This window comes from Micromonospora sp. NPDC047730 (genome assembly GCF_043204765.1).
Lineage (GTDB): Bacteria > Actinomycetota > Actinomycetes > Mycobacteriales > Micromonosporaceae > Micromonospora.
The window spans coordinates 38616-61579 of record NZ_JBIDCU010000008.1 but is presented as its reverse complement, the minus strand read 5'-3'; the positions used below and the strand labels follow the sequence as shown (position 1 = coordinate 61579).

Here is a 22964-nt window from a genome sequence, read left to right as displayed (position 1 = left end):
GGGTCAGCCGGCGGTGGGGACCTCGACGCCGAGCACGGCCTGCTCGTCGGGGCGGTGCACGAGCACGTCGGAGAGGTACGAGTGCACGGCCGGAGCCATGCCGACGTCCCGGCCGGCCTGCTCCGAGAGCAGCCACTTGTGCTCGATGATCTGGGCGAAGAGTTCCTGCGGCTCCAGCTTGCGGCGCAGGTGCGCCGGGACCGCCCGGACCACCGGCTCGAAGACCTCGGTCAGCCAGCGGTGCGCGGCCTGCTGCTCGTCGGTGAGGTCGCTCTCGGCCCGGTAGGCGTCCAGGTCGTTGAGCAGCCGCCGGGCCTGGTTCTCCTCGGCGTCCAGCCCGGTCAGGCGGAGCAGCCGCCGGGTGTGGTACCCGGCGTCGACCACCTTCGGCCGGACCAGGTAGCGCCCGTTGTCGATGGTCGACATGGCCACCTCGGCGACGTCGAAGCCCAGCTCGTTGAGGCGGCGGATCCGCCCCTCGATGTCGTGCCGGGCCTCCCGCTCGACCTGCTGCTCGTAGGTGATCTCGTGCCACAGCCGCTCGTAGCGCTGCACGACCTCCTCGCAGACCACCTCGGGGTCGATCGACTCGTGCAGCAGCCCGGCGGCCTGGAGGTCGAGCGCCTCGCCGAAGATGTTGACCCGGGCGATCTCCAGGTCCTCGCCGCGCTGACCGTTGGAGAGCGAGCGGTGCAGCGCCCCGGTCTCCGCGTCCACCAGGTAGGCGGCGAACGCGCCGGCGTCCCGGCGGAACAGCGTGTTCGACAGCGAGCAGTCGCCCCAGAAGAAGCCCGTGAGGTGCATCCGCACGATCAGGGCCGCCAGCGCGTCGAGCAGCCGACCCATCGTCTCCGGGCGCAGCGTGTGCGAGAAGAGCGCCCGGTAGGGCAGCGAGAACTGCAGGTGCCGGGTGATCAGCACCGGGTCGAGCGGCTCGCCGTCGTCGGTCTGCCGGTCGGCGACGATCGCCACCGCCTCCACGGAGGGGAAGTCGATCCGCTCCAGGGCGCGCAGCAGGTCGTACTCGCGCTCCGCGACCCGCTCGCCGGTTTCCTTGACGGCGTAGACGTAGCCGCCGAGCCGGACGAACCGGACGATGTGCCGCGAGATGCCCTGGGGCAGCGCCACCAGGTGCTGCGCAGGCCACTGCTCCAGCGGGGTCGACCAGGGAAGGTCGAGCAGCGCCGGGTCGACGAGGGCCGAGGTGATCCGCACGGCCCCAAGTCTGACGGTCGTCCGGGCCGAGCGCCTCCCTTCGTGGCTCGGCACACAGCCGCCCCGGGCCGCGCCGGCCGGCCGCCGCGCCGGGCCGGTAGCGTGGTCCGGGTGCGGGAGACCACGACGGTACGGCCCAGAGCACGGCTGAGGCCGGTCCGGCCGGCCGGCTGGTGGTTCGACGCGCTCCTGCTCGCCGCCCTGTTCGGGCTGACCGTGGCGCTCACCGCCGAACGGTTCTTCGGGATCGACCGCGCCATCGCCGACTGGTCGGAGGCGCACCGGCCCACCGCCGCCCGCGTGACGGCGGTGTTCCTCAACTACCTCGGTCAGGGCACCCCGCTGACGTTGATCGCACTCGGTCTCGGGGTGCTGCTCGCGGTCCGGCTGAGATCGTTGCGACCGGTGCTGCCGCCGGTGCTCGCCTTCGTCCTCAGCTACCTCACGATCGGGCCGCTCAAGGTGTGGACCGCCCGGCCCGCCCCCAGCGCGAGCGTCAAGGAGCCGTTCCTTCCGCCCGAGCAGACCCTCCCGCTGTTCCAGGACGAACTGCCGCTGCGGTTCGCCCAGTCCTACCCCTCCGGCCACGTCGCGAACGCGATCCTCTGGTACGGCGTCATCGCGCTGCTGCTCGCCCCGCTGCTGCGCACCTACGGCCGGACGGTGCCGCCCCGGCTGGTCACCGTGGTCCGGGTGGTGCCGCCGGTCGTGGTGCTGTGCACCACCACCTACCTGGGCTGGCACTGGCTGACCGACTCGGTGGCCGGGCTGCTGCTCGGGCTCGTCCTCGACCGGGTGCTGCACCGGGTGCCCTGGGACGACCTGCCGTTGCCCGGGGCGCCGCGCGACTGGGACCGGCCGTTCATCTCGACCCCCTAGGGTGCCCGCTGTGGATCAACTGGCGCGCCGGCTGGGCGTACCCGACGCGGTGGTCATCGGGCTGGGGTCGATGCTCGGCGCGGGCGTCTTCGTGGTCTTCGCGCCCGCCGCCGCGGCGGCCGGCGGGGCGGGCCTGCTGGCGGCGCTGGTGCTGGCCGGCTTCGTCGCCTTCTGCAACGCGACCAGTTCGGCCCGGCTCGCGGCCCGCCACCCCGAGTCCGGCGGCACCTACGTGTACGGCCGGGAACGGCTCGGCCCGTTCGCGGGTTTCCTGGCCGGCTGGGGCTTCGTGGTCGGCAAGACGGCAAGCTGCGCGGCGATGGCGCTGACCATCGGGGCGTACCTCTGGCCGGGGCAGGCCCGGCTCGTCGCCGTCGGCGCGGTGCTGGCGGTGACCGTCGTGAACCTGCGCGGCATCGGCAAGACCGCGACCGCGACGAAGGTGCTGGTCGGCGTGGTGCTGGCGGTGTTGGCCCTGGTCGCGGTGGCCGGGGCGGTCGGCGGCGACGTCTCGCTGGCCCGGCTCGGTGACCTCGACACTTCCGGGCGGGGCGTGCTCACCGCCGCCGGGCTGCTCTTCTTCGCCTTCGCCGGGTACGCGCGGGTCGCCACCCTCGGCGAGGAGGTACGCGACCCGGAGCGGACCATCCCCCGGGCGGTGCCGCTGGCGCTGGGCGTGGTGCTGGCGATCTACCTGGTGCTGGCGGTGGTCGCCGTCGGCGTGCTCGGGGCCGATCGGCTGGCCGCGTCCGCCGCTCCCCTGGCCGACGTGGTGACGGCCGCCGGGCTGCCCGGCCTCGCCTGGCTGGTCCGGGCCGGGGCGACCGTGGCGGTGACCGGGGTGCTGCTCTCCCTGCTCGCCGGGGTCGGGCGCACCGCGCTGGCGATGGCCCGCCGCCGCGACCTGCCCGGGGCCCTCGCCGCCGTCCACCCGGTGCACCGGGTGCCGCACCGCGCCGAACTGGCCGTCGCCGCCGTGGTGGTGCTGGTCGTGGCGCTCGGCGACGTCCGGGACGCCATCGGCTTCTCCAGTTGCACCGTGCTGGTCTACTACGCGATCACCAACGCGGCCGCGCTGACCCTGGGCCGCGACCCGGGGCGGCGGCTCCCGGTGCGGGCGCTCGCCGTGCTGGGGCTGGCCGGCTGCCTGCTGCTCGCCGTCAACCTGCCGCTGTCCAGCGTCCTCGCCGGCTTCGCCGTGCTCGCCGTCGGCGCCGCCTGGTACGCCCTGCGCCCCCGCCGGGCCTGACCCGCCGAGCCCCGGACCACCGGACCGTCGGAACGGACGGTCACTCCTCCGGCTGCCGAGGCGCCGGCGCGGCGGGATCCTCCGGCGGGGGCGGCGCCGCCTCGCGGAGCAGGGCGTTCAGGCCGGCCCGGCGGGCCACCACCGTCAGCCGGTCCCCCGCGACGATCACCAGGCGCGGGTCGGGCGCCCAGTCGAGGCGTTGACCGGCCCGGGCGTGCGCGAGCAGGCGTACGCTCTCGGCCCGCCCGACCACGGCGAGCGGCCGCCCGTCCAGCGACGATCCGGCGGCGACGGAGACCTCGGTGACCAGCAGCGCGTGCCGGCCGACGGGGATGGTGGCGATCACCGCGCGGTCCAGCAGCGCGGCGGCGAACGACGGCGCGGCCAGGTACGACACGCTGCGCGAGACGCCGATGCCGAACGCCTGCTGGACGCGCTCGGCGAAGTGGCCGTCGAAGAGGCGCAGCACCACCTGGAGTTCGGGGTTGACCGCCCGGCCGTTCAGCGCCGCCTGGAGGTTCGTCTCGTCGTCGGTGGAGACCACCACCAGCGCCTGGCAGGTGCCCACGGACGCCGCCTGGAGGGTCTCCTCCAGCGCGGCGTCGCCCACGATCAGCGGCACGCCGAGCCGGCGGGCGAGCGCCGCACCGCGCGGCACGGGCAGCTTGTCGATCGCCACCACCTCGACGCCGAAGTCGCAGAGCTGGGCCATCACCCGGGTGCCGACGTTGCCGAGCCCGACCACGACCACGTGCCCGGACCGCTCCGGCTGGATCCGGCCGGAGTGCAAGGCCAGCCGGGCGTTGACGATCCCGTCCACCACCACGGCGGTGATCAGCGGGATCAGCGCCAGCCCGGCGAGGTTGAGCACCACCTGCATGACCTGCTGGGCGACCGGCTTGTTCGGATCCGGGTCCTGGCCGCTCAGCGCCGTCACGAGCGTGAGGTAGAGCGAGTCGCCCCAGTTGGCGTTCGTGGCGCTGCCGTTGAGCCAGCCGAGCACCCCGATCACCGCCAGCAGCGTGATCACCGCGATGCCGATCTTGCGGGTGGCGAAGCTGCGTACCGCGCGGAGCAGCACGGCCACCGGGCGGCGCCGCCGCCGGGCCCGCACCAGCCGGCGCGCGGCCAGCTCGGTGCCGGGCGGCGCCCCGGTCGCCTCGGCGAGCACCACGTCCGCGGCGGACTCCTCGGCGGGCAGCACCCGGACCTGCTGCGGGTCGTGGGTGTCGGCCACCCCGCAGACCACGTCGCCCGGGCGTACGTCGTCGCGGCGGGCCACGTAGAGGGTGCGCCCGCCGTGCCGGAAGTGGGTCGGGGCGACCTCGCCGAGCGCGGCGGCCACGAAGGCGGGGGCGGCCATCGACGCGTCGGAGAGCACCGCGGAGTCGGGGAAGATCTGCCGCACCCCGTTGGCGAGCCCGGTGTTGAACATCCGCACCACCAGCCGCAGCCGGGGCTCGACCTCCTGGGCACAGAGCGCGGCGTGCATGTTGCCGACGTCGTCCTGGTGCAGCAGGGCCAGCCCGTCGGCGCCGGCCAGCCCGGCCCGCTGGAAGGTGACCTCGTCCAGCCGGTCGGCCCGGACCACCTCGACGCCCTGGAGGTCCCGCCCGTCCGGCTCGTCGGAGCGCGGTCGTTCCGGCACCACCAGGGTGATCCGGACGCGACCCGTCGCCTGCAACTCGGTGGCGAGCAGCGCGCGCACCACCCAGTAGGCGAGGGCGTCCCGCCCGCAGACCACGTAGTGCGCCCGCGCGTCCCCGTTGACCCGGAGCCGACGCCCCGCCCGCCGCGCACGATCCAGCAGGGGCTCCGCCATGCGCCGCATCGTAGTCAGCCGGTCGCGCCCCGCGCAGCCCCGCGATCATGAATGCTGGTCGTCGGTCAGGTCGCGCCGCGAGGGGCAGATTCCGCAGCCCCTCGGCGGGTAGACCAGCGGCATGCAGACGTTCCTGCCGTACCCGGACTTCCTGGCCAGCGCCCGGACGCTGGACCAGAGGCGGCTGGGCAAGCAGCGGGTGGAGACCATCCAGGTGCTGCGCGGGCTGACCCGCCCCACGTACGGCTGGCGCAACCACCCGGCGGTGAAGATGTGGGCCGGGTACGAGGAGGCCCTCACCCGGTACGGGCTGGACGTGTGCGCGGTCTGGTGCGAGCCCGGCCGGGCTGACACCTGCGCGACCACGATGACCACCGACCTCGCCGCCGCCTGCGGGCTGACCCGCGTCCGCACCCAGGCGGAGCTGGCCGAGGCCGGCGAGCTGCCGCCCTGGCTGGGCCGCGACGACCTGCACCTGAGCCACCGCTCGTCGCTGCTGCGCAAGGACCCCGGGCACTACGGCCCGATCTTCGGCGACGACGTCCCGCCCGACCTGGAGTACGTCTGGCCGGCCTCCGACCGCGAACGCCGCTGCCTCCCGCCGCGGTGAAAGGAAGGGCACCTTGTTAACGCCTGCGGTAGAGGAAGGGGCCCTTCCTAACGTCCGAACGGGGCAGACTGGAGGGTCCCCCGGGGCGGGAAGGTGCACATGGCGCTGTCGCAGGTGGTCGGTCGGCTCCTCGGCGTACGCCAGCACGAGGTGGACCCGGGCGGCGGTGGCGCCCCCCGCGTGCCGCGCCCCGTCGAGGTGGTGGTGGTCGGTGGCGGGATCGCCGGCATGTCGGCGGCGGTGGTGCTGGCCGAGCGCGGCGTGGCGGTGACCGTGCTGGAGGCCGCGCCGACCCTCGGCGGCCGGCTCGGGGCCTGGCGGGAGACGCTGGTCGACGGCACGCGCCAGACGAACGAGCACGGCTTCCACGCGTTCTTCCGGCAGTACTACAACTGGCGGTCGATCCTGCGCCGCGCCGACCCGGGGCTCGGCTTCCTCCGCCCGGTCCCCGGCTACCCGATCCTGAGCGCCCGCTGGCCGACCGAGGAGTTCGGCCGGTTGCCGCCCGCTCCTCCGGCGAACCTGCTGGCCCTGCTGCTGCGCAGCCCGAGCCTGCGCCTCGGCGACCTGCGCGGCATGGACCGGGACGCGGCGCTGCCGCTGCTCACCTACGACCCGGTGCGCACCTACGCCGAGTTCGACGACACCACCGCCGACGAGCTGCTCACCTCGCTGCGGCTGCCGGACCGGGCCCGCGCGATGCTCTTCGAGGTCTTCTCCCACTCGTTCTTCAACCACGAGGCGGAGATGTCGGCGGCGGAGATGATCGCGCAGTTCCACTTCTACCTGCTGGGCAACCCCGAGGGGCTGGCCTTCGACTGCCCCGACGAGGACTACGCGACGGCGATCTGGGGGCCGCTGGCCCGGCACGTGGAGAGGCACGGCGGCCGGGTGCGCACCGGGACCTGCGCCACCGCGCTGACCCGCGACGGCGCCGGGTGGCGGGTGGCCACCGCCGACGGCACGTCGTACGCCGCCCGGCACGTGGTGCTCGCCGTCGACCCGCCCGCCCTGGCCGCGCTGGTCGCCGCCTCGCCCGGCCTGGTCGACCACGCGCCCGCGCTGGTGGAGCGGATGCCCGCGTTCGGCCGGCCCGGTCCGCCGTACGCGGTGGCGCGCTACTGGTGCGACGGGGACGTGGCCGCCGGGCGGGCGGTGTTCAGCGGGGTGTCCCGGCAGCCGACCCTGGACTCGGTGACCCTCTACCACCGGCTGGAGGACGAGCCCCGCCGCTGGGCCGCCCGCACCGGCGGCTCGGTGCTGGAGCTGCACGCGTACGCGTGCGAGCCGGGCGTGCCCGCGACGGAGCTGGCCGAGCGGATGCGGGCCGAGCTGACCGTGCTGTGGCCGGAGGCGGCCGGGCTGCGGGTCCGGGAGGTGCGCGCCCGGGTGGCGGCGCAGGCGCCGGCGTTCACCCGGGGCAGCCACGCGTGGCGGCCGGGGGTGCGCACCGAGGCCGACGGGCTCTACCTGGCCGGCGACGGCATCCGGACCGACTTCCCGAGCGCGCTGATGGAACGCGCGGCGGCGACGGGGATCGTCGCGGCCAACCACGTCCTGCGGGCCGAGGGCGGCGCGGCCGAGCCGGTCCGCTCGATCCGGCCCCGGGGCCTGCTCGCCCGGCGACGGTGACGACCACGGCGACGGGCACCGGGTGGCGGGTTGCGGGTGGGGGTTGCGGGTTGCGGGTGGGGGTCGGCGGGCGGCGGGCGGCGGGCGGCGGGCGGCGGGCGGCGAGGGTAACGAAAACGGGCAAACAGGTCGCTGGGCTCGCCTAGGCTGATCGCCTGGGGTGAGGCGGGAGGTCAGCGGGATGTCGCCGCGCGGGGACGACGGCCCGCTCGTCGCCGACGTACCGCGGGACGACGCGTACCCGCTGATCCGGGACGAGCGGGCCTGCATCGTGACCGCCCTGCGGCTCGGGTGGTGGATGGCGGACGCGTACCACCACGCCCAGACCGCCGAGCTGCTCGACGCCGGAGACGGCCGGCCGGCGGGCGCGCCGGCGAAGCTGTCCAACCTGACCGAGATGTCGGGGCGGCGGCGCATGCAGATGTACCTGGACGGGGTGGAGGTGGCGCTCGGCCAGATCGCCGAGCTGACCCGGCGCGACGCCCCCGCGCCGTCCACGGCCGGGGCGAGGGAGCGGGTGACGGGCGGAGCCGGGGAGGACCTGCTGCTCGCCCTCGACGACCTGAACGTGGACGTGCTGCGCTGGACGATGGCCACCAACCACCGGGTCGGGCTGGCGTACCGGCTGGGACGCTCGCTGGCCGACACGGTGCGGCACGGCGACGCCGACCAGGTGGCGGGGCGCTTCGGCGGCCGGCAGATCCAGCTCAGCCGCTGGCTGGACGAGTTGGCCACCGTGCTGCCGCCGTACTCGGCCGCGGTGGTCCGCCGGTCACTGTCGGCGTGGGCGTCGGCGGTCACCCGGGCCGGCGTCGGCGACCCGACCGAGGCGGGGCTGCCGGACCTGGCCCGCGAGCTGCGCAACCAGGGCGACCTGTGGCGGGGCGTGCTCACCGGCGGCCTGCACCCGAGGGACCTGCTGGACGAGGAGGACTACGCGGTCGTCGCCCGGAACCTGATCATCCGGGACCGCCGGCTGGTGGTGCAGGCCGCCCGGGGGATCTTCTGGCCGGTGCTCGTACCGCTGCTCGCGGTGCTGTTCGCCGTGGTGGGGGTGAGCGCGCTCGCGGCGGCCGGCTCGCCGGCGACCCGGGCCGCCGTGGCCCTGCTCGGGCTGGGCGCGGGAATGGCCGCGATCTGGCGCACGGTCTCCGGGCCGGCGCTCGCGGTCGCCGGGGAGGTCAACCGGCCGCTGCTGGAGAGCGAGCTGACGGTACGGATGGCGCTGCGGATCGACCGGCCGCTGGCCGCCGCGCGGGCCGCCGGCCGGGCCCGCCGGCAGCGGCGCCCCGACGAGACGGTCGCTCGATCGAAATCCGTTGCCCGTCTCTCGCCCGCCGACCTACCGTGATCCCGCAAGGTCAACCACCGCCGCGGGAGCCGTCCATGTCGATGTCGCACGTCACCTGTGTGCCGTCGTGGCTGCCCGGCCCGGCGCGCCCGGCGTCGTCGGCGGGTGGCGGCGGTTGCCGAGCCGAAGGCCCCGAGGGTGGCCGGCCCGGCTGACGCGTGCCCGCACGCCGTCGAGCCGCCCGTCCGCACCCCGGACCGGGCGGCTCTTTCGCTGTCCGGCCCGTCCAGATCGTCACCGCCACGAAGGGAGACACCGGTGGACGCCGTCCTCGTCGTCAACGCCGACCTCGGCCCGCTGCACCGGGTCACCGTCCAGCACGCGATCCGGATGCTCTGCCGCCGGGTCGCCGAGATCCACGAGGCCGAACCGGACCGGGTGATCGGGGTCTTCCCGGTCCCCCGGGTGGTCCGCCTCGTTCGCTACGTGGTGACCCGCTGGCGGTTCAGCGCCGGGCCGGCGTGGTCGCGGGCCGGGGTGCTGCGCCGGGACGGGCGGTGCTGCGCGTACTGCGGCAGGCCGGCCGGCACCATCGACCACATCCTGCCCCGCTCGCGCGGCGGCCGGAACACGTGGCGGAACACGACCGCCGCCTGCTACGACTGCAACCAGCGCAAGGGCGACCGGACGCCAACCGAGGCGGGCATGCCGCTGCGGCGCGAGCCGGCGACCCCGAGCTGGGCGGCGCTGGCCGGGCGGTGACGGACCGGCCGGCGGGAACGGGGGGCCGCGTCGGGGGTACGACCCCTGGCGCGGCGCCCGCCGGCCCCTCCCCGGGGCGCGGCCCCGCCGCCCCGGCTACCGGGACTCCCTGGTCCGGGACTCCCTGGTCCGGGACTTCTTGGTCCGGGACTCCTTGACGCGGGGCACCGGGCGGCCGTCGGCGCAGCGCACGGTGATCACACTGCGGCGGTCGGCGGCGACCAACTCGACCCGCACCTCCCGCGCCGGGCCCGGCGCGTACTCCTCGACGTGGTGGCCGGCGGCGGGCGCCACGTCGACCACCTCGGCCAGTTTCCCGTCGCAGCGGACCGTCACCACCCCGCCGCGCGAGTTCACGTCCACCCCGGACGGCCGGCCAGGCGTGGGAGACGGCTCGGCGCTACCGGTCGGCGCCGGGGCGGTCGGGCTGGCTCCGGTGGGGGCGACCGGCCCGGGGCTGGACCGGCCCGCGGTGGCCGACCCGGCCGGCGGGCCCGCGCCGGGGGCGGCCGGCCGCTTCGGCGCGTCGGCGGTGACCGGCAGGGCGACGCTGGTGGAGCCCCCCGTGCCGATGCCTGTGCGGGGCTCGTGGGGCAGGCCGGGCCGCCGGACGGCGGGGTCGTCGAGCGTCGCGGCCACCGCCACCACGCCGACCACCGCCGCGCCCACCGCCACCAGCACCCACGAACCCCGCCTCGACCGCCAGCCCCGGTGCCCCGGGCGGGCGTCGCCCCCGACGGCCGGCGCGGTCCCGACCGGCGCCGGCTCGGCACGGTCACGCCCGCCGCCGGGCCCCGCCGGCACGCCCCGGTGTCCCGCCGGCACCTCGCGGCGACCCGCCGGCAGGTCCGCGCGGCCCGCCGGCACGTTCGCATGGCCCGCCGGCACGTCCGCGTGCCCCGTCTCCGAATGCGGCATCCGGGCGAGCGCCCCGGCGAGGACGCGCGCCGCCTCGGCGGCCGAGGGCCGGTCGCTTGGGTCCTTGGCCAGGCACCGCCGGTACAGCCGGCCGACCTCGGGGGGCACGCCGTCGACCTCCGGCAGCGGGCCCGGCTCGGCGTACGCGTGGGCGCGCAGCATCTCGGTCTGCGTCTCGCTGTGCCACGGCAGCCGGCCGGCGAGCGCCTGGTGCACGAGCAGGCCGAGCGCGTAGACGTCGGAGGCGGGCAGTACCTCGCCGGCGGCGAGCCGCTCGGGGGCCAGGTAGGCCGGGGTGCCGAGCAGCCGTCCCTCGAAGTCGATCTCGGGCGTGCCGGCGACGGCGGCGATCCCGAAGTCGACCACCTTCGCTCCCGTCGGGGTCAGCACGACGTTCTCGGGCTTGACGTCGCGGTGCACCAGCCCCTCGGCGTGGGCGGCGCCGAGACCGGCGGCGACCTCCGCGCAGACCCGCAGGGCGTCCCGGGGCGGCAGCGGCCCGGTGGCGAGCCGCTGCGCGAGCGTACGGCCGGAGAGCAGTTCCATGACCACGAAGGGCGCGTACCGGTCGAAGAGGAGGGACTCCCCGTAGTCGTGGACGGCGGTGACGTTCGGGTGCGAGAGCCTGGCCGCCGCCTTCGCCTCGGCCTGGATCCGCCGTCGGGCCGACGGGTCCGCCGCCACGAGCACCTTCACCGCGACGTCGCGCTCCAGCACCTCGTCGTGCGCCCGGTAGACCTCGGACATGCCGCCCCTGCCGAGACGCCCGCCCAGCCGGTAGCGGCCTGCGAGCAACTGATCACGCTGCACAGCGGACAGCCTGCCCCACCGCACCGCCCGGCACCACCCATGCGCGGACCGTGTCCGGCACGCGGCCCGGTCGGGCCGGTCGGCGGCGGTCAGTGCCGGGCCGGCGGTGTCCAGCCGAAGCGGGGCGGGCGACGCTCGTGGACGGCCGCGACGCCCTCGCGGGCCTCGCCGCTGGCCCGCACCTGCCCGTGCCACCAGGCGACCCGGTCCTCGTCCGCCCGACCGTCGATGATCTCCTTGGCGGCCGCCACGGTGAGCTGCGACCGGGCGACCACGGCGGCGGTGACCTCGTCCACCCGGGCGGCGAGCCGGTCGACCGGCAGCACCTCGTCGACCAGCCCGATCCGCAGCGCGCGGTCGGCGTCGATCAGCTCGGCGGTGAAGAGCAGGTGCTTGGCCGCGGCCGGCCCGACCAGCCGGGCCAGCCGGCGGGTGGTTGGCGCCGGATAAACCAGGCCCAGCCGCGCCGGCGGCACGCCGAACCGCGCGTCGGTGGCGGCGATCCGCAGGTCGCAGGCGACCGCGAGCTGGCAGCCGCCGCCCACGCAGGCGCCCTGGACGGCGGCGACGGTCGGCTTGGCGAAGGCGGCCAGCCGTTGCTCGGCGGCCACCACCGTGTCGAGGTCGCCGTCGTCGAGCAGGTCGTCCAGTTCGGCCAGGTCCGCGCCCGCGCAGAAGGTGCCCTCGGCGCCGGTGAGCACCAGGACCCGGACGGCCGGGTCGGCCTCCAGCTCGTCGAGCAGCCCCGGCAGCCGCCGCCACATCCCGGCCGTCATCGCGTTGCGCCGCGCCGGGTTGTGGATCACCACCGTCGCCACCGCCCCGGTCACCTCGACGAGGAGTTCCGCGTCCGCCACCGTCACCACCCCTTCGCCTGTGCCGCCGGCTCGCCGCGACGCCGGCCGCCCTGGTCGGCGGCCCCGGTGCGGCGACCATAACGGCGGGAGCCCGGCGACCATCCGCGCGGGGTGGCAGGTCAGTAGAGCAGGCGGGTCCCCACGTCGTCTCCCCACGTGCGATCGGTAGGCGTGCTGCCGCAGCGCGCCCACCGATCGTGCCGGGCCGTCGCCAGTCAGCCCCGGGGGAACATCTGGCCGATGCGGATCTTGTTGCCGAACGGGTCGCGGATGCCGAAGTCGATCCCGTACGGGCGTTCCATCGGCTCGTCGGTGATGTCGACTCCCTTGGCGACCAGATCCTCGTACGTCTTGTGGGCGTCGTCGGTGGTCATGAAGAGGAACCCGCCCAGCGCCCCCTTGGTGAGCAGCTCGCGGACCTGCTCGGCGGTGGCCGGGTCGAGGGCCGGCGGGCCGGGCTTCTCCAGCAGGATCTCGCGCTCCGGGTCGCCGGGCAGGTTCACCGTCAGCCAGCGCATGAAGCCGAGGTCCTGGTCGGTGTTGACCTCCATGCCGAGCTTGCCGACGTAGAAGTCGAGGGCCTCGTCCTGGTCGAGGACGTAGATCTGGGAGCGGGAAATCGCGTTCATCGTCATGCCGAAGACGCTACGGGGCGACCCTGACCTGCTGCTTATCCAAAACTGCTGGGCCGGGTCCAGGCCTTGGTGAAGCAGCTCGGCACGACCGCGGCGACCGGGGCCCTGCGCCTGCGGTACTCCGACGGCGGTTCCCCGACGATCTGGCGGAACGTGCGGCTGAACGTGCCCAGGCTGGAGAAGCCGACCGCGTAGCAGATGTCGGTGACGTCCCGGTCGGAGTGCAGGAGCAGGTACATCGCCCGCTCCACCCGCCGCCGCTGGAGGTAGCGGTGCGGGGTCTCGCCGAAGGTGGCCCGGAAGGTGCGGATGAAGTGCGCCTCGGAGACGTACGCGATGCGGGCCAGCGCCGGAATGTCCAGCGGCTGGTCGTACGCCCGGTCCATGGCGTCCCGGGCGCGCAGCATGGCCCGGTTCGACTCCTCCGCCGCCCTGCTCACCGGCCCAGCATAGGCGCTGGTCACCGGGTGACCCGACCCTGCCGGCCCGGCGGACGGCGCCCGCGGCGGGCACGGCATCGACGGACGTGGAGCAGATTCGGGGGGCGCCGGCGCGGCGGAACCACGGTACGGGGACAGCCCGCTGCCTGAGCGCCCGTACGACGGGACGGCGGGAGCGACGGTGTCGGCGTACGATCCGCTCTCCCATACCGGACGACGAGGGTGGCCATGACGACCAGGGACGGGCGCGACGAGCGCACCCGACGGACCACCCTCGCGGCGGCGACGGCCGTCATCGCACTGGCGCTCGTCGGCGGTCTCCTTCTCCGGCACCGGGCCACCGACGAGGCAGCACCCGGGCCCACCGCCGAGGCGGCAGCGTCGCCCGACGGGTCGTCCCGGGTACCGTGGTCGGCGGCGGTGGTCGGCCGCGACGACACCACGGTCACCGTCCACGTCGGCCCCGGCGACGCACGGTGCAGGGACCTCGTGCAGCCGCGGGCGACGATCACCGCGCGGGACGACGCCCAGGTGGTCGTCGCGGTCGAGGCCCGAATCGTGCCGGTCGCCGACTGCACCACCAGCGGCGCCCGGGTCCCTCTCGTCGTGTCCCTGGCGGAGCCGCTCGGCGACCGGGTGCTCCGCGACGCGGCCGGCACGCTGCCGCCGCCGACCTACTTCGAGCGCCATGTGCCGGACCTGCCCGCCGACAAGCGGTGGAGCCCCTTCTCGACCGGATGCGACGAGGGCTGGTGCCAGGGCTACAACGGCCCGGGCGGTGCGACGCTGCTCGTGACCGCGCGCCGCACCGCCGACGTGGCACGCCCTGCGCCTGTGGCGACCGTCCGCGTCGGCCCGCACCGGGGTGTCGTCACCGGCGCCCCGGAACGCTCGTGGACGGTGTGGTGGGAGGCCGGGGACGCGACCTACAGCCTGCGGCTGGCCCCTGCCGAGGGTGCCTCCTTCACCCTCGCCCAGTTCGAGCGGGAACTCGCCAGGCTGAGGTGGAGCTGACGACCCTCGCCGCAGGGCGCCCGGCGACGCGGGGTGGGCGACCGGTCGGAGTCGCACCCTCCCCGGCGGGCACACGCCCGCGCCGGGCGCGGGACGGCCGACGGAATTGGAGCCCCCGGCCGGGATCGAACCGGCGACATCTCGCTTACGAGCTCTGTGCACCACGTCCGCGTTCGTTCGGGAACGATCGCATGCTCGAACTGACGTCTCTCGCTGGGCTTGCCTGCGCGTCGCCGTCCTGGCCGGTTGCTGTCGGCGTTGCTGTCGAGCCGCCGCGAACGCATTCGGCGACCTGCCTGAAGCGATCAAAAGTAGCGTCACCACATGGCCATGGAGAGCAGGGCGGGTGAGCAGCCGGGGACGTACAAGCAGTCCCAGCGGGCCGGCTTCGTGGAGCTGCTGTTCGACGTGGTTTTCGTGTTCGCGTTCACCCGACTCTCCGACCGACTGGTCTCTGACCTCAGCTTGCGAAGTGGCTACGCCACATTCGTACTGACGCTGGCGCTGTGGTGGGTGTGGTACCGGCTGGTATGGGCGACCAACAGGTACGACTCGACCCGGCCAGCAATCCAGATACTGGTCATCGGCACCACGCTCGGCAGCCTGCTGATGGCCATCGCAGTGCCCGGGGCCTACGGCGACAGTGGTTTCCTCTTCGCGGGGGTCTACGTCACGATCCAGATCATCCGTCCGCTCTGGATCATTCTGATCGGCACGAACAAAGAGATACGCCTGGTCAGCGTCCGGAACCTCTTCTGGGCCCTCATCTCAGCGGTGCCGTGGATCGCCGGCGTTTTCACACAGAGCGGAGCGCGACTGGCCTGGTGGAGCGTGGCCGTCGCCCTGGACTACATCGCGGGCGTCCTCGACTACCCCACGCCGCGACTCGGCCGGGCCGGGTTCCGAGCCCATCCGATCCAAGAAGACCATCTCACAGAGCGCTACCGGCAGCTCCTCATCATCGCGTTGGGCGAGGCGATTCTGATCTCCGGCATCCAGATAAGCCCGTACGGCCTCGAGCGGGACCGAGCCGTAGCGCTGCTGGTGTCGTTCGCCACCACGGTTCTGCTGTGGCAGATCTACTTCTACCGGGCCGGCGAGTTGCTGGCCGTCGCGATCGCATCGGCACCGTCTCCGGCATACGTCGGCAGACTCGCGTCATACGCGCACCTCATCATGATCACCGGCGTCGGCCTCACCGCCGTCGGCGACGAACTGATCATCTCGCACCCGCTCGGTCACACCGAGCCGCCCTGGGTCCTGGTTATCCTCGGCGGTCCTGCGGTGTTCCTGTTCGGGCGGGCCCTGCTCGACTACGTGACCTTCAGCCACGTCTCCTGGTCCCGACCGATCGGACTGCTAACGCTTGCCGTACTGGCACCCGTGACGCTCCTGCTCCCCCCGGTCCTGGTCGCCGTCGCGGCCACCGCCGTACTCACCGGAGTCGCCATCTCCAACGTGATCTCATGGCGGCTGTTCCCGCGGGTACCCAAGCCAGCAGCACCCGGCCACATGTTCTCCTACCGACCGTGAACTGACTGCGGCGCGAGAACGTGAGGAGCTGGGCGTCCCGCCGCACGTCGTCCAAGCGATCGCCCGGCACGCCGACGTGAAGATCACCCTCAAGGTCTACGCCATGCCAACCTCGACGCGATGCGTCAGGCGCTCGGGAAGCTCGACGGGCGGCTGTCGTGACCCCGGCTGCTGTCAGCGTTGCTGTCAACCGGCCGGCTCACGACAGTGCCCGGCGAGGTATGCCTGATGAAATTGGAGCCCCCGGCCGGGATCGAACCGGCGACATCTCGCTTACAAGGCGAGTGCTCTGGCCAGCTGAGCTACAGGGGCGCGTGGTGCCGACGTCAGCATAGCGACTGACGTCCGGATTTCCCGCTCGGCAGGCCCTGCGAGCACCGGAAACGTCCACGCGCCGGCCCGACACTCGAAAGAGCGGGGGCGATTGATGTCCGCCCGTGCCCGAGTGCCCGGAATGTGTATGCCATCCGTCCCATCCGATGCTCCGCGCCTTGGCATGCCGGGGAAAGCCGTTTACCGTGCAGTGACACGGATGACACCTCGATCATCGGCGCGTCGCCCGTGGGCCGGTGCACACACGTGCCGGCCGCTCCTTCCACTCGGATCGTCCGGCACGTTCCTGCCGGTGAAAGGAAGCACCTGACCATGGCTACGGTCACCTACGCCAAGGCGTCCCGGATCTACGCGGGCACCGAGCGTCCCGCCGTCAACCAGCTCGACCTGGAGATCGGCGACGGCGAGTTCCTCGTCCTGGTCGGCCCCTCCGGTTGCGGCAAGTCCACCAGCCTGCGCATGCTCGCCGGCCTGGAGGACGTCGACCAGGGCTCGATCTACATCGACGACCGGGACGTCACCCACCTGCCGCCGAAGGCCCGCGACATCGCGATGGTCTTCCAGAACTACGCCCTCTACCCGCACATGACGGTGTACGAGAACATGGCGTTCGCGCTGAAGCTGCGCAAGACCTCCAAGGCCGAGATCGACCGGCGGGTCAAGGAGGCGGCGGGGCTGCTCCAGCTCGAGGATTTCCTGGGCCGCAAGCCGAAGGCCCTCTCCGGCGGTCAGCGCCAGCGGGTGGCCATGGGCCGGGCGATCGTCCGCGAACCGCAGGTCTTCCTCATGGACGAGCCGCTGTCGAACCTCGACGCGAAGCTGCGTGTGCAGACCCGTACGCAGATCGCGTCGCTGGTGGCGAAGCTGGGTGTCACCACCGTCTACGTCACCCACGACCAGGTCGAGGCCATGACCATGGGCCACCGGGTGGCGGTCATGCTCGACGGCGTCCTCCAGCAGGTGGACACCCCGCGGGCGCTCTACGACACCCCGGCCAACGTCTTCGTCGCTGGCTTCATGGGCTCCCCCGCCATGAACATCAAGACCGTGCCGCTGAGCGAGCGGGGCGCCTCGTTCGCCGACCTGACCATCCCGCTCACCCGTGAGCAGGTCGAGGCGGCCCGCGTCGACGGCGGCGAGGGCAAGGTGACCGTCGGCTTCCGGCCGGAGGACTGCGACCTGGTCAGCCCGACCGAGGGCGGCATGCCGGTCGTCGTCGAGCTGGTCGAGGATCTCGGCTCGGACGCCAACGTCTACGGCCACGCCGCGCTGGAGGGCAACAACGAGCGCTTCGTGGTGCGTAGCGACCGGCGCACCATGCCGAAGATGGGCGACACCGTGTTCGTCAAGCCGCGCGAGGGCCGCAGCCACGTGTTCAACGCGGCCACCGGCAACCGCATCTGACGTACGGCGCTGAGCTGACGTAAGCGAGAACGGGCGGCCCGCCACCGGCGGGCCGCCCGTTCCGTGTCTGCGGGCTCAGCCCTCGGCGGCCCGGCGGCGGGCCACCTCGGCGAGGGTGACCGCGGCGGCGACGCTGGCGTTGAGCGACTCGACGTCGGACACCATCGGGATGCTCACCGTGAGGTCGCAGGTCTCGCCGACCAGCCGGGACAGCCCCCGACCCTCGGAGCCGACCACGACCACCAGTGGGCCGACCGCGGCCTCCAGGTCGTAGAGGTCGGTCTCGCCGTCGGCGTCCAGGCCGACCACCACGAAGCCGGCGTCCTGGCAGGCCTTCAGTGACCGGGTCAGGTTGGTGACCTGGGCGACGGGCACCCGCGCGGCCGCGCCGGCGCTGGTCCGCCAGGCGGTCGCGGTGATCCCGGCCGCCCGCCGCTCCGGTACGAAGACACCCTGCGCGCCGAAGGCGGCGGCGGACCGGATCACCGCGCCGAGGTTGCGCGGGTCGGTCACGCCGTCCAAGGCCACCAGCAGCGGGGCGGTCTGCTCCAGCGCCGCCGCGACGAGGTCCTCGAAGGGCTCGTACGCGAACGGCGGCACCTGGAGCCCGATGCCCTGGTGCAGCACCCCGCCGGTCATCCGGTCCAGCTCGGCGCGGCTGATCTCCAGGATGGCGATGCCCCGGTCGGCGGCCGTCCGGACGATCTCGTTGACCCGGTCGTCCATGTCGATGCCCTGCGCGGTGTAGAGCGCGGTCGCCGGCACCTGGGCGCGCAGCGACTCCAGCACCGGGTTCCGCCCGACCAGCAGCTCCGGGGCGTCCTTGGCCGGGTTGGACTTGCGGCCCGGGGCCACCCGGGGACCGCCACGGCCGGCGGGGCGAGCGCCCCGGCCGGCGGTGCCGCGCCCGCCGCCGGCCGGCGTGCCACGACCGCCGCCCTTGCCCCAGGTGGTGTCCTTGGTGCCGGGCTGGCCGATCTTGGGGGCGCGCCCCTCCTCGGCCGCCGCCCGGCGCTCCTTGTCCTGCTTCCAGGCGGTGCGCTGGGGCAGCTTCTCGGTGCCCGAGTAGGCCTTGTGCCAGGGCCGCTCGTCGGCGGGCAGGGTCCTGCCCCGCCCGGCGAGGGCGTCCTTGTTCTTGCCGCCAGAGCCCTTCGGGGCTCCCGCCTTCGGCGTCAGTCGCCGGCCACGGCGCTGCGAGTTGCCGGCCATCAGTCCTGCTCTCCAATAGTCCAACGGGGGCCCTGGGGGGTGTCCTCGACCACCACGCCGGCCTGCTTGAGCTGGTCGCGTACCGCGTCGGCGGCGGCCCAGTCCTTGCGACCGCGGGCCTGCGCGCGCTGTTCCAGGGCCAGCGCGATCAGGGAGTCCACCACGCCGCGCAGGTCGTCCGCGCGACCGCCACCGGTCCACGCCGGGTCGAGGGGGTCGACCCCGAGGATATCCAGCATGGCGCGGGCGGCGGCCAGCGCCGTGCGGACGGTCACACCGTCGCCGCCGGTCAGCGCGGTGTTGCCGTCGCGGACCACCTCGTGCAGGACGGCGAGCGCGGCGGAGGTGTTCAGGTCGTCGTCCATCGCCGCCGCGAAGGCACCCGGCAGCTCGCCGAGCTGGCCGGCGCCGACGCGCTCGGCGGCCCGCTGCACGAAGCCCTCGATCCGGCGGTACGCGACGGCCGCCTCGCGTAGCGCGTCCTCCGAGTAGTCGATGCGGGAGCGGTAGTGCGCGGCGGCGTAGTAGTAGCGCAGTTCCACCGGGCGCACCCCGAGCGAGTCGACGTACGCCAGGTCGAGGGCGTTGCCGAGCGACTTGCCCATCTTGGCGCCGGCGATGCTGAGCAGCCCGTGGTGCACCCAGTAGCGGGCGAACGGCAGCCCGGCCGCCTGCGACTGGGCGATCTCGTTCTCGTGGTGCGGGAAGGTGAGGTCCAGCCCGCCGCCGTGGATGTCGAACTCGGCGCCGAGGTAGCGCCAGCACATCGCCGAGCACTCGATGTGCCAGCCCGGCCGGCCGCGCCCCCACGGCGACGGCCAGTAGGCGTCCGCCGGCTCGTCGGGCTTGGCGCCCTTCCAGAGCGCGAAGTCGCGCGGGTCCCGCTTGCCCCGTTCGGGAGCGTCCCCTGCCGACTGCATGTCGGCGGGTGACTGGTTGGACAGCGACCCGTACGCCGGCCAGGAGCAGACGTCGAAGTAGACGTCGCCGGAGCCGTCGGTGGCCGGGTAGGCGTGCCCGTCGGCGATCAGCTTGGCGATCAGCTCGTGCATCTCCGGGATGTGCCCGGTGGCCCGCGGCTCGTAGGTCGGGGGCAGCACGTTGAGCGCCCGGTAGGACTCGGTGAGGATCAGCTCGTTGGCGTACGCGATCGACCAGAACGGTCGCCCCCGCTCCACCGCCTTGACCAGGATCTTGTCGTCGATGTCGGTCAGGTTGCGGATGAAGGTGACCTCGTAGCCGGCGGCGAGCAGCCAGCGGCGCAGCACGTCGTAGTTGACACCGGAGCGAAGGTGGCCGATGTGCGGCGGGGCCTGGAGGGTGAGACCACACAGGTAGACCCCCACCTTGCCGGCTTCCCGCGGGACGAAGTCCCGCACCGATCGGGTGGCGGTGTCATACAGGCGTAGCGTCACCGTACAAGGGTAGCCGTCCACGCTTTCCCGGGTCGTCCGGAGCCGGGTCGTACGCTGCTGGGCGTGGACACGACGGCGCGGGGCGGGGAGACGGCGCAGACGCTGGACCGGGGGCTGCGGCTGCTGCACCTGGTCGCCGACGCGCCGGGCGGGCTGACCGTCACCGAGGCGGCGAACCGGCTGGGCATCGGCCGGGCGGCGGTCTACCGGCTGGTGGGCGCGCTGACCGCGCACGGGATGCTGCGCCGCGACGGCGAGGGCCGGCTGCGTCTCGGCGCCGGGGTGCTGCACCTGGCCCGGCGGGCCCAGCCGCTGCTGGCCGAGGGGGCGCTGCCCGCGCTGCGCCGCCTCGCGGAGCAGGCCGGCGCGACCGCCCACCTGACCGTCGTCGAGGGCGGGGAGGGGGTCGCGCTCGTCGTGGTGGAGCCGACCTGGACGGCGTTCCACGTCGCGTATCGGACGGGGGCACGGCACCCGTTGGAGCGCGGGGCGGCCGGGCGGGCCATCCTCGCCGGCCGGGCGGGCGCCGCCGGCCCGGTGAGCACCGCCGGGGAGCTCCAGTCCGGGGCGTACGGGGTGGCCGCCCCGGTGCTCGGGGTGCCGGGGCTGGAGGCGAGCGTCGGGGTGGTGGCGCTGGCGCCGCTGGACACCGAGGCGGTCGGCGCCCAGGTCCTCGCCGCCGCCACCGCCATCGCCACCGCCCTCTCCTGACCACCCGCCGACCGAGCGCCACTACCACATCCGCCGGCCGTCGTGTCGGTTGTCCACAGGAGGCTCCCGGGCGGGCGGGCCGGCTCGTCCACAGGGACGCCGGGGCGGGCGGCATGGTCGGCACCCTGGTCCACATGCCACCCTCACCGCACCGGCCCAGCGCCCTGGCCTGGCAGGTCTTCCGCGGCTCCGACGCGGTCCGGCGAGGTCTCGTCACCGAGCACCAGCTGCGCAGTTCCGCCTGGATCCGCCTCCGCCACGACGTGTACGCCGACGCCCGGCTCGACCGTGACCACGCCCTGGCGTGTCGGGCGGCCGCCCTGCGGCTGCCGCCCGAGGCGGTGGTGGCCGGCCCCTCGGCGGCGTACCTGCACGGCGTCGCGCACGCCGCCACCTTCACCGACGACGTCCACGTCCTCCTGCCGAGGACGATCCGGGTCGGCCCCCAGCGTGGTCTGCGCGCACACTCCGTGGGACCGGCCACGACGCCACCGACCGCACCGGCGGCGGTGGCCGGCCGGCCACCGGACCAGGTCCAGCCGTCCGCCGGTCCGGCCGACGGCACGACGCCGGCGCTGCCCATGACCGCCGGGCCACCGCCGAGGACGGCACCGGCCGCGGCGGCGTGGGAGTCGGCGGTCTGGTTGGAGCCGCTGCGTGCAGTCGGCATCGTCGACGCCCTGCTCAGACAGGGCCTCACCAGCCGCGACGCGCTCGCCGAGACCGCCGACCGGAACGCCGACCGCCCCGGCGGCAGGCGGGCGCGCTGGGTGTTCGGCCTGGCTGATCCGGGAGCTGGGTCGCCGGCCGAGTCGCAGCTGCGGGTCCGGCTGGTGCTGGCCGGGCTGCCGCGCCCGGTCACCCGGCACCCCGTCCGCCTGGCCTCAGGAGTCGTCCTGCACCCCCAGCTGGCCTGGCCTCGGCACCGGGTCGCCCTCGAGTACGCCGGACGCCGGCACGCCGGCACCGACCACCCGCAGCTCGACCGCCACCGGTCCGACCAGCTCGTCGGAGCGGGCTGGCTCGTGCTGCACGCGACGGGCCGACGCCTGCACCAGGAGTTCCCGGCGTTGCTGGTCGAGGTCCGCGCCGCCCTGGCGGCCCGCGGCTGGCGGCACTGACCCACGTGCCCGGTGCCGGCAGGGTGGCCGGGCCGCACCACCGTGGGCAGTCGGGTGCCGGGTGACAGATCCGACTCTCCGCAGCATTGTCATTGCATCGTGCAACTTCTATGGTTGCGGCAGCTTCGCGTTCTCCTCGATACGGGGGTGGAGGACTGATGGGGTGCCCGTGGTCTGCGCCGTCGCACGACGGATCGACATGAGGTTCCAACTGCTGGGCCCGCTCGCCATCGAGGCGAACGGTCGCCCGCTTCGCCTGCACGGCAAGCGGCCACGAGCGGTGCTGGCCCTGCTGCTGCTCAACCCGGGCGCGCTGGTCCCGGTGGACCGGATCATCGACGCGGTGTGGGGCGACTCCCCGCCGCGGACCGTCCGGACCCAGGTGCACGCCCAGATCTCGGTGATCCGGCGCTGCCTGCTCGCCCTGCCGGACGTGGAGATCCGCACACACGCCACCGGCTACCTGCTCCGGGCCGACCCGGACACCATCGACGTGGTGGTGTTCCGGGAACTGGCCCGTCGGGCCGGGACGCTCGCCGCACTCGGTCAGCCGGTCGCCGCCGCGGAGGCGTACCGGGCCGCGCTCGGGCTGCACGTCGGGCCGCCGCTGGGCGACGTCGACGCCCCCTTCGCCCGGGTCGAGGCGGCCCGGCTGGCCGAGGAGCGGCTCGGCGTCCTGGCCGAGCTGACGGGGCTCGACCTGCGCGCGGGCCGCTACCACGAGCTGATCCCGAGACTCACCAGCCTGGTGGAACAGCACCCCCTGCACGAGCCGCTCTGGCGCCACCTGCTGGTCGCGCTGCACCGCGCCGGGCGGCGCAGCGAGGCGATCGCCCGCTACCACCGGGCGCGCACGCTGCTCCGCGACGAGTTGGGGCTCGACCCGGGCCCGGAGCTGACCGCGACCTACCGGGCGCTGCTCAGCGACGATCCGGCCCCGCCCACCGGCGTACGCGACGACCTGCTCGACCGCACCCTCTCCCGGCTCGCCGAGGTCGAGCGGATGCTCCAGGACATCCGCCGACAGTTGGAGACCGGCGAGCTGAGCCACTGACGCCGTACGCGCCGCTGGCGCGGCCGGGAGCCCCCGGCCGCGCCAGCGCC

The 22964-nt window shown here is 74.5% G+C and carries 20 protein-coding genes and 1 tRNA gene; 12 read left to right on the top strand and 9 right to left on the bottom strand.

Going from position 1 to position 22964, the window contains the following annotated elements:
* Window positions 1-3: 3 nt before the first annotated feature.
* Entirely contained in the window at window positions 4-1215 is a 1212-nt protein-coding gene (locus ACGF5G_RS19505) for a DUF4032 domain-containing protein (protein WP_393264579.1), read from the bottom strand.
* Window positions 1216-1257: 42 nt separating this feature from the next.
* Here ACGF5G_RS19505 and ACGF5G_RS19500 point away from each other — a divergent pair, with 42 nt between their 5' ends.
* Both ACGF5G_RS19500 and ACGF5G_RS19495 read left to right on the top strand, forming a co-directional pair.
* Complete coding sequence (locus ACGF5G_RS19500; RefSeq protein ID WP_393264577.1) at window positions 1258-2094, top strand: phosphatase PAP2 family protein; 837 nt, start codon at window positions 1258-1260, stop codon at window positions 2092-2094.
* Between the two features lie 10 nt (window positions 2095-2104).
* Window positions 2105-3343: an APC family permease gene (locus ACGF5G_RS19495; protein ID WP_393264575.1), complete on the top strand. Its 1239-nt coding sequence runs from the start codon at window positions 2105-2107 to the stop codon at window positions 3341-3343.
* A 40-nt stretch (window positions 3344-3383) separates the two neighbouring features.
* Here the strand turns inward: ACGF5G_RS19495 and ACGF5G_RS19490 are convergent, their stop codons facing one another.
* Window positions 3384-5165, bottom strand: a complete 1782-nt coding sequence (locus tag ACGF5G_RS19490) for a potassium channel family protein (RefSeq protein WP_393264572.1) — start codon at window positions 5163-5165, stop codon at window positions 3384-3386.
* A 121-nt stretch (window positions 5166-5286) separates the two neighbouring features.
* On the opposite strand from ACGF5G_RS19490, the gene ACGF5G_RS19485 reads away from it, so the two are divergent.
* From ACGF5G_RS19485 to ACGF5G_RS19470, 4 genes are all read left to right on the top strand, one after another.
* The gene (locus tag ACGF5G_RS19485) at window positions 5287-5775 is read left to right on the top strand and encodes an MSMEG_6728 family protein (protein WP_393264569.1); all 489 of its coding nucleotides are present in this window, start codon (window positions 5287-5289) and stop codon (window positions 5773-5775) included.
* Between the two features lie 99 nt (window positions 5776-5874).
* Window positions 5875-7407 (top strand): FAD-dependent oxidoreductase, encoded by a 1533-nt coding sequence (locus ACGF5G_RS19480; RefSeq protein ID WP_393264566.1) that lies wholly within the window; start codon window positions 5875-5877, stop codon window positions 7405-7407.
* Window positions 7408-7588: 181 nt separating this feature from the next.
* On the top strand, window positions 7589-8758 hold the full coding sequence (locus ACGF5G_RS19475) for a hypothetical protein (protein WP_393264563.1): 1170 nt from the start codon (window positions 7589-7591) through the stop codon (window positions 8756-8758).
* 258 nt (window positions 8759-9016) lie between these two features.
* Entirely contained in the window at window positions 9017-9460 is a 444-nt protein-coding gene (locus ACGF5G_RS19470) for an HNH endonuclease (protein ID WP_393264561.1), read from the top strand.
* Window positions 9461-9556: 96 nt separating this feature from the next.
* Here ACGF5G_RS19470 and ACGF5G_RS19465 read toward each other — a convergent pair whose 3' ends face one another.
* From ACGF5G_RS19465 to ACGF5G_RS19450, 4 genes are all read right to left on the bottom strand, one after another.
* Window positions 9557-11188 carry a serine/threonine-protein kinase gene (locus ACGF5G_RS19465; RefSeq protein WP_393264558.1) on the bottom strand — a complete coding sequence of 544 codons (1632 nt, stop codon included), beginning with the start codon at window positions 11186-11188 and terminating at the stop codon, window positions 9557-9559.
* Window positions 11189-11277: 89 nt separating this feature from the next.
* Window positions 11278-12051 (bottom strand): enoyl-CoA hydratase/isomerase family protein, encoded by a 774-nt coding sequence (locus ACGF5G_RS19460; protein WP_393264556.1) that lies wholly within the window; start codon window positions 12049-12051, stop codon window positions 11278-11280.
* 209 nt (window positions 12052-12260) lie between these two features.
* Window positions 12261-12680, bottom strand: a complete 420-nt coding sequence (locus ACGF5G_RS19455) for a VOC family protein (RefSeq protein WP_357696176.1) — start codon at window positions 12678-12680, stop codon at window positions 12261-12263.
* Window positions 12681-12715: 35 nt separating this feature from the next.
* Window positions 12716-13120 carry an AraC family transcriptional regulator gene (locus ACGF5G_RS19450; RefSeq protein ID WP_350706794.1) on the bottom strand — a complete coding sequence of 135 codons (405 nt, stop codon included), beginning with the start codon at window positions 13118-13120 and terminating at the stop codon, window positions 12716-12718.
* Between the two features lie 228 nt (window positions 13121-13348).
* Between ACGF5G_RS19450 and ACGF5G_RS19445 the strand changes: the two genes are divergently transcribed.
* On the top strand, window positions 13349-14134 hold the full coding sequence (locus tag ACGF5G_RS19445) for a hypothetical protein (RefSeq protein WP_393264554.1): 786 nt from the start codon (window positions 13349-13351) through the stop codon (window positions 14132-14134).
* 324 nt (window positions 14135-14458) lie between these two features.
* Window positions 14459-15667, top strand: coding sequence for a low temperature requirement protein A (locus ACGF5G_RS19440; RefSeq protein ID WP_393264551.1), 1209 nt, complete (start codon window positions 14459-14461; stop codon window positions 15665-15667).
* 235 nt (window positions 15668-15902) lie between these two features.
* On the opposite strand, the gene ACGF5G_RS19435 is transcribed toward ACGF5G_RS19440, so the two are convergent.
* Window positions 15903-15979 (bottom strand) — tRNA-Thr (locus ACGF5G_RS19435).
* A 333-nt stretch (window positions 15980-16312) separates the two neighbouring features.
* Here ACGF5G_RS19435 and ACGF5G_RS19430 point away from each other — a divergent pair.
* Entirely contained in the window at window positions 16313-17404 is a 1092-nt protein-coding gene (locus ACGF5G_RS19430) for an ABC transporter ATP-binding protein (protein WP_393264549.1), read from the top strand.
* Window positions 17405-17479: 75 nt separating this feature from the next.
* Here the strand turns inward: ACGF5G_RS19430 and rlmB are convergent, their stop codons facing one another.
* Complete coding sequence (gene rlmB, locus ACGF5G_RS19425; RefSeq protein WP_393264546.1) at window positions 17480-18613, bottom strand: 23S rRNA (guanosine(2251)-2'-O)-methyltransferase RlmB; 1134 nt, start codon at window positions 18611-18613, stop codon at window positions 17480-17482.
* Complete coding sequence (gene cysS, locus ACGF5G_RS19420; protein WP_393264544.1) at window positions 18613-20028, bottom strand: cysteine--tRNA ligase; 1416 nt, start codon at window positions 20026-20028, stop codon at window positions 18613-18615. Before cysS ends, rlmB begins: the two co-directional genes overlap by 1 nt.
* Window positions 20029-20091: 63 nt before the next feature.
* On the opposite strand from cysS, the gene ACGF5G_RS19415 reads away from it, so the two are divergent.
* From ACGF5G_RS19415 to ACGF5G_RS19405, 3 genes are all read left to right on the top strand, one after another.
* Entirely contained in the window at window positions 20092-20739 is a 648-nt protein-coding gene (locus tag ACGF5G_RS19415; RefSeq protein WP_393264542.1) for an IclR family transcriptional regulator, read from the top strand.
* Window positions 20740-20873: 134 nt separating this feature from the next.
* Entirely contained in the window at window positions 20874-21860 is a 987-nt protein-coding gene (locus ACGF5G_RS19410; protein ID WP_393264539.1) for a hypothetical protein, read from the top strand.
* A gap of 199 nt (window positions 21861-22059) precedes the next feature.
* The gene (locus tag ACGF5G_RS19405; RefSeq protein ID WP_393264537.1) at window positions 22060-22914 is read left to right on the top strand and encodes a BTAD domain-containing putative transcriptional regulator; all 855 of its coding nucleotides are present in this window, start codon (window positions 22060-22062) and stop codon (window positions 22912-22914) included.
* The last annotated feature ends 50 nt before the right edge of the window (window positions 22915-22964 follow it).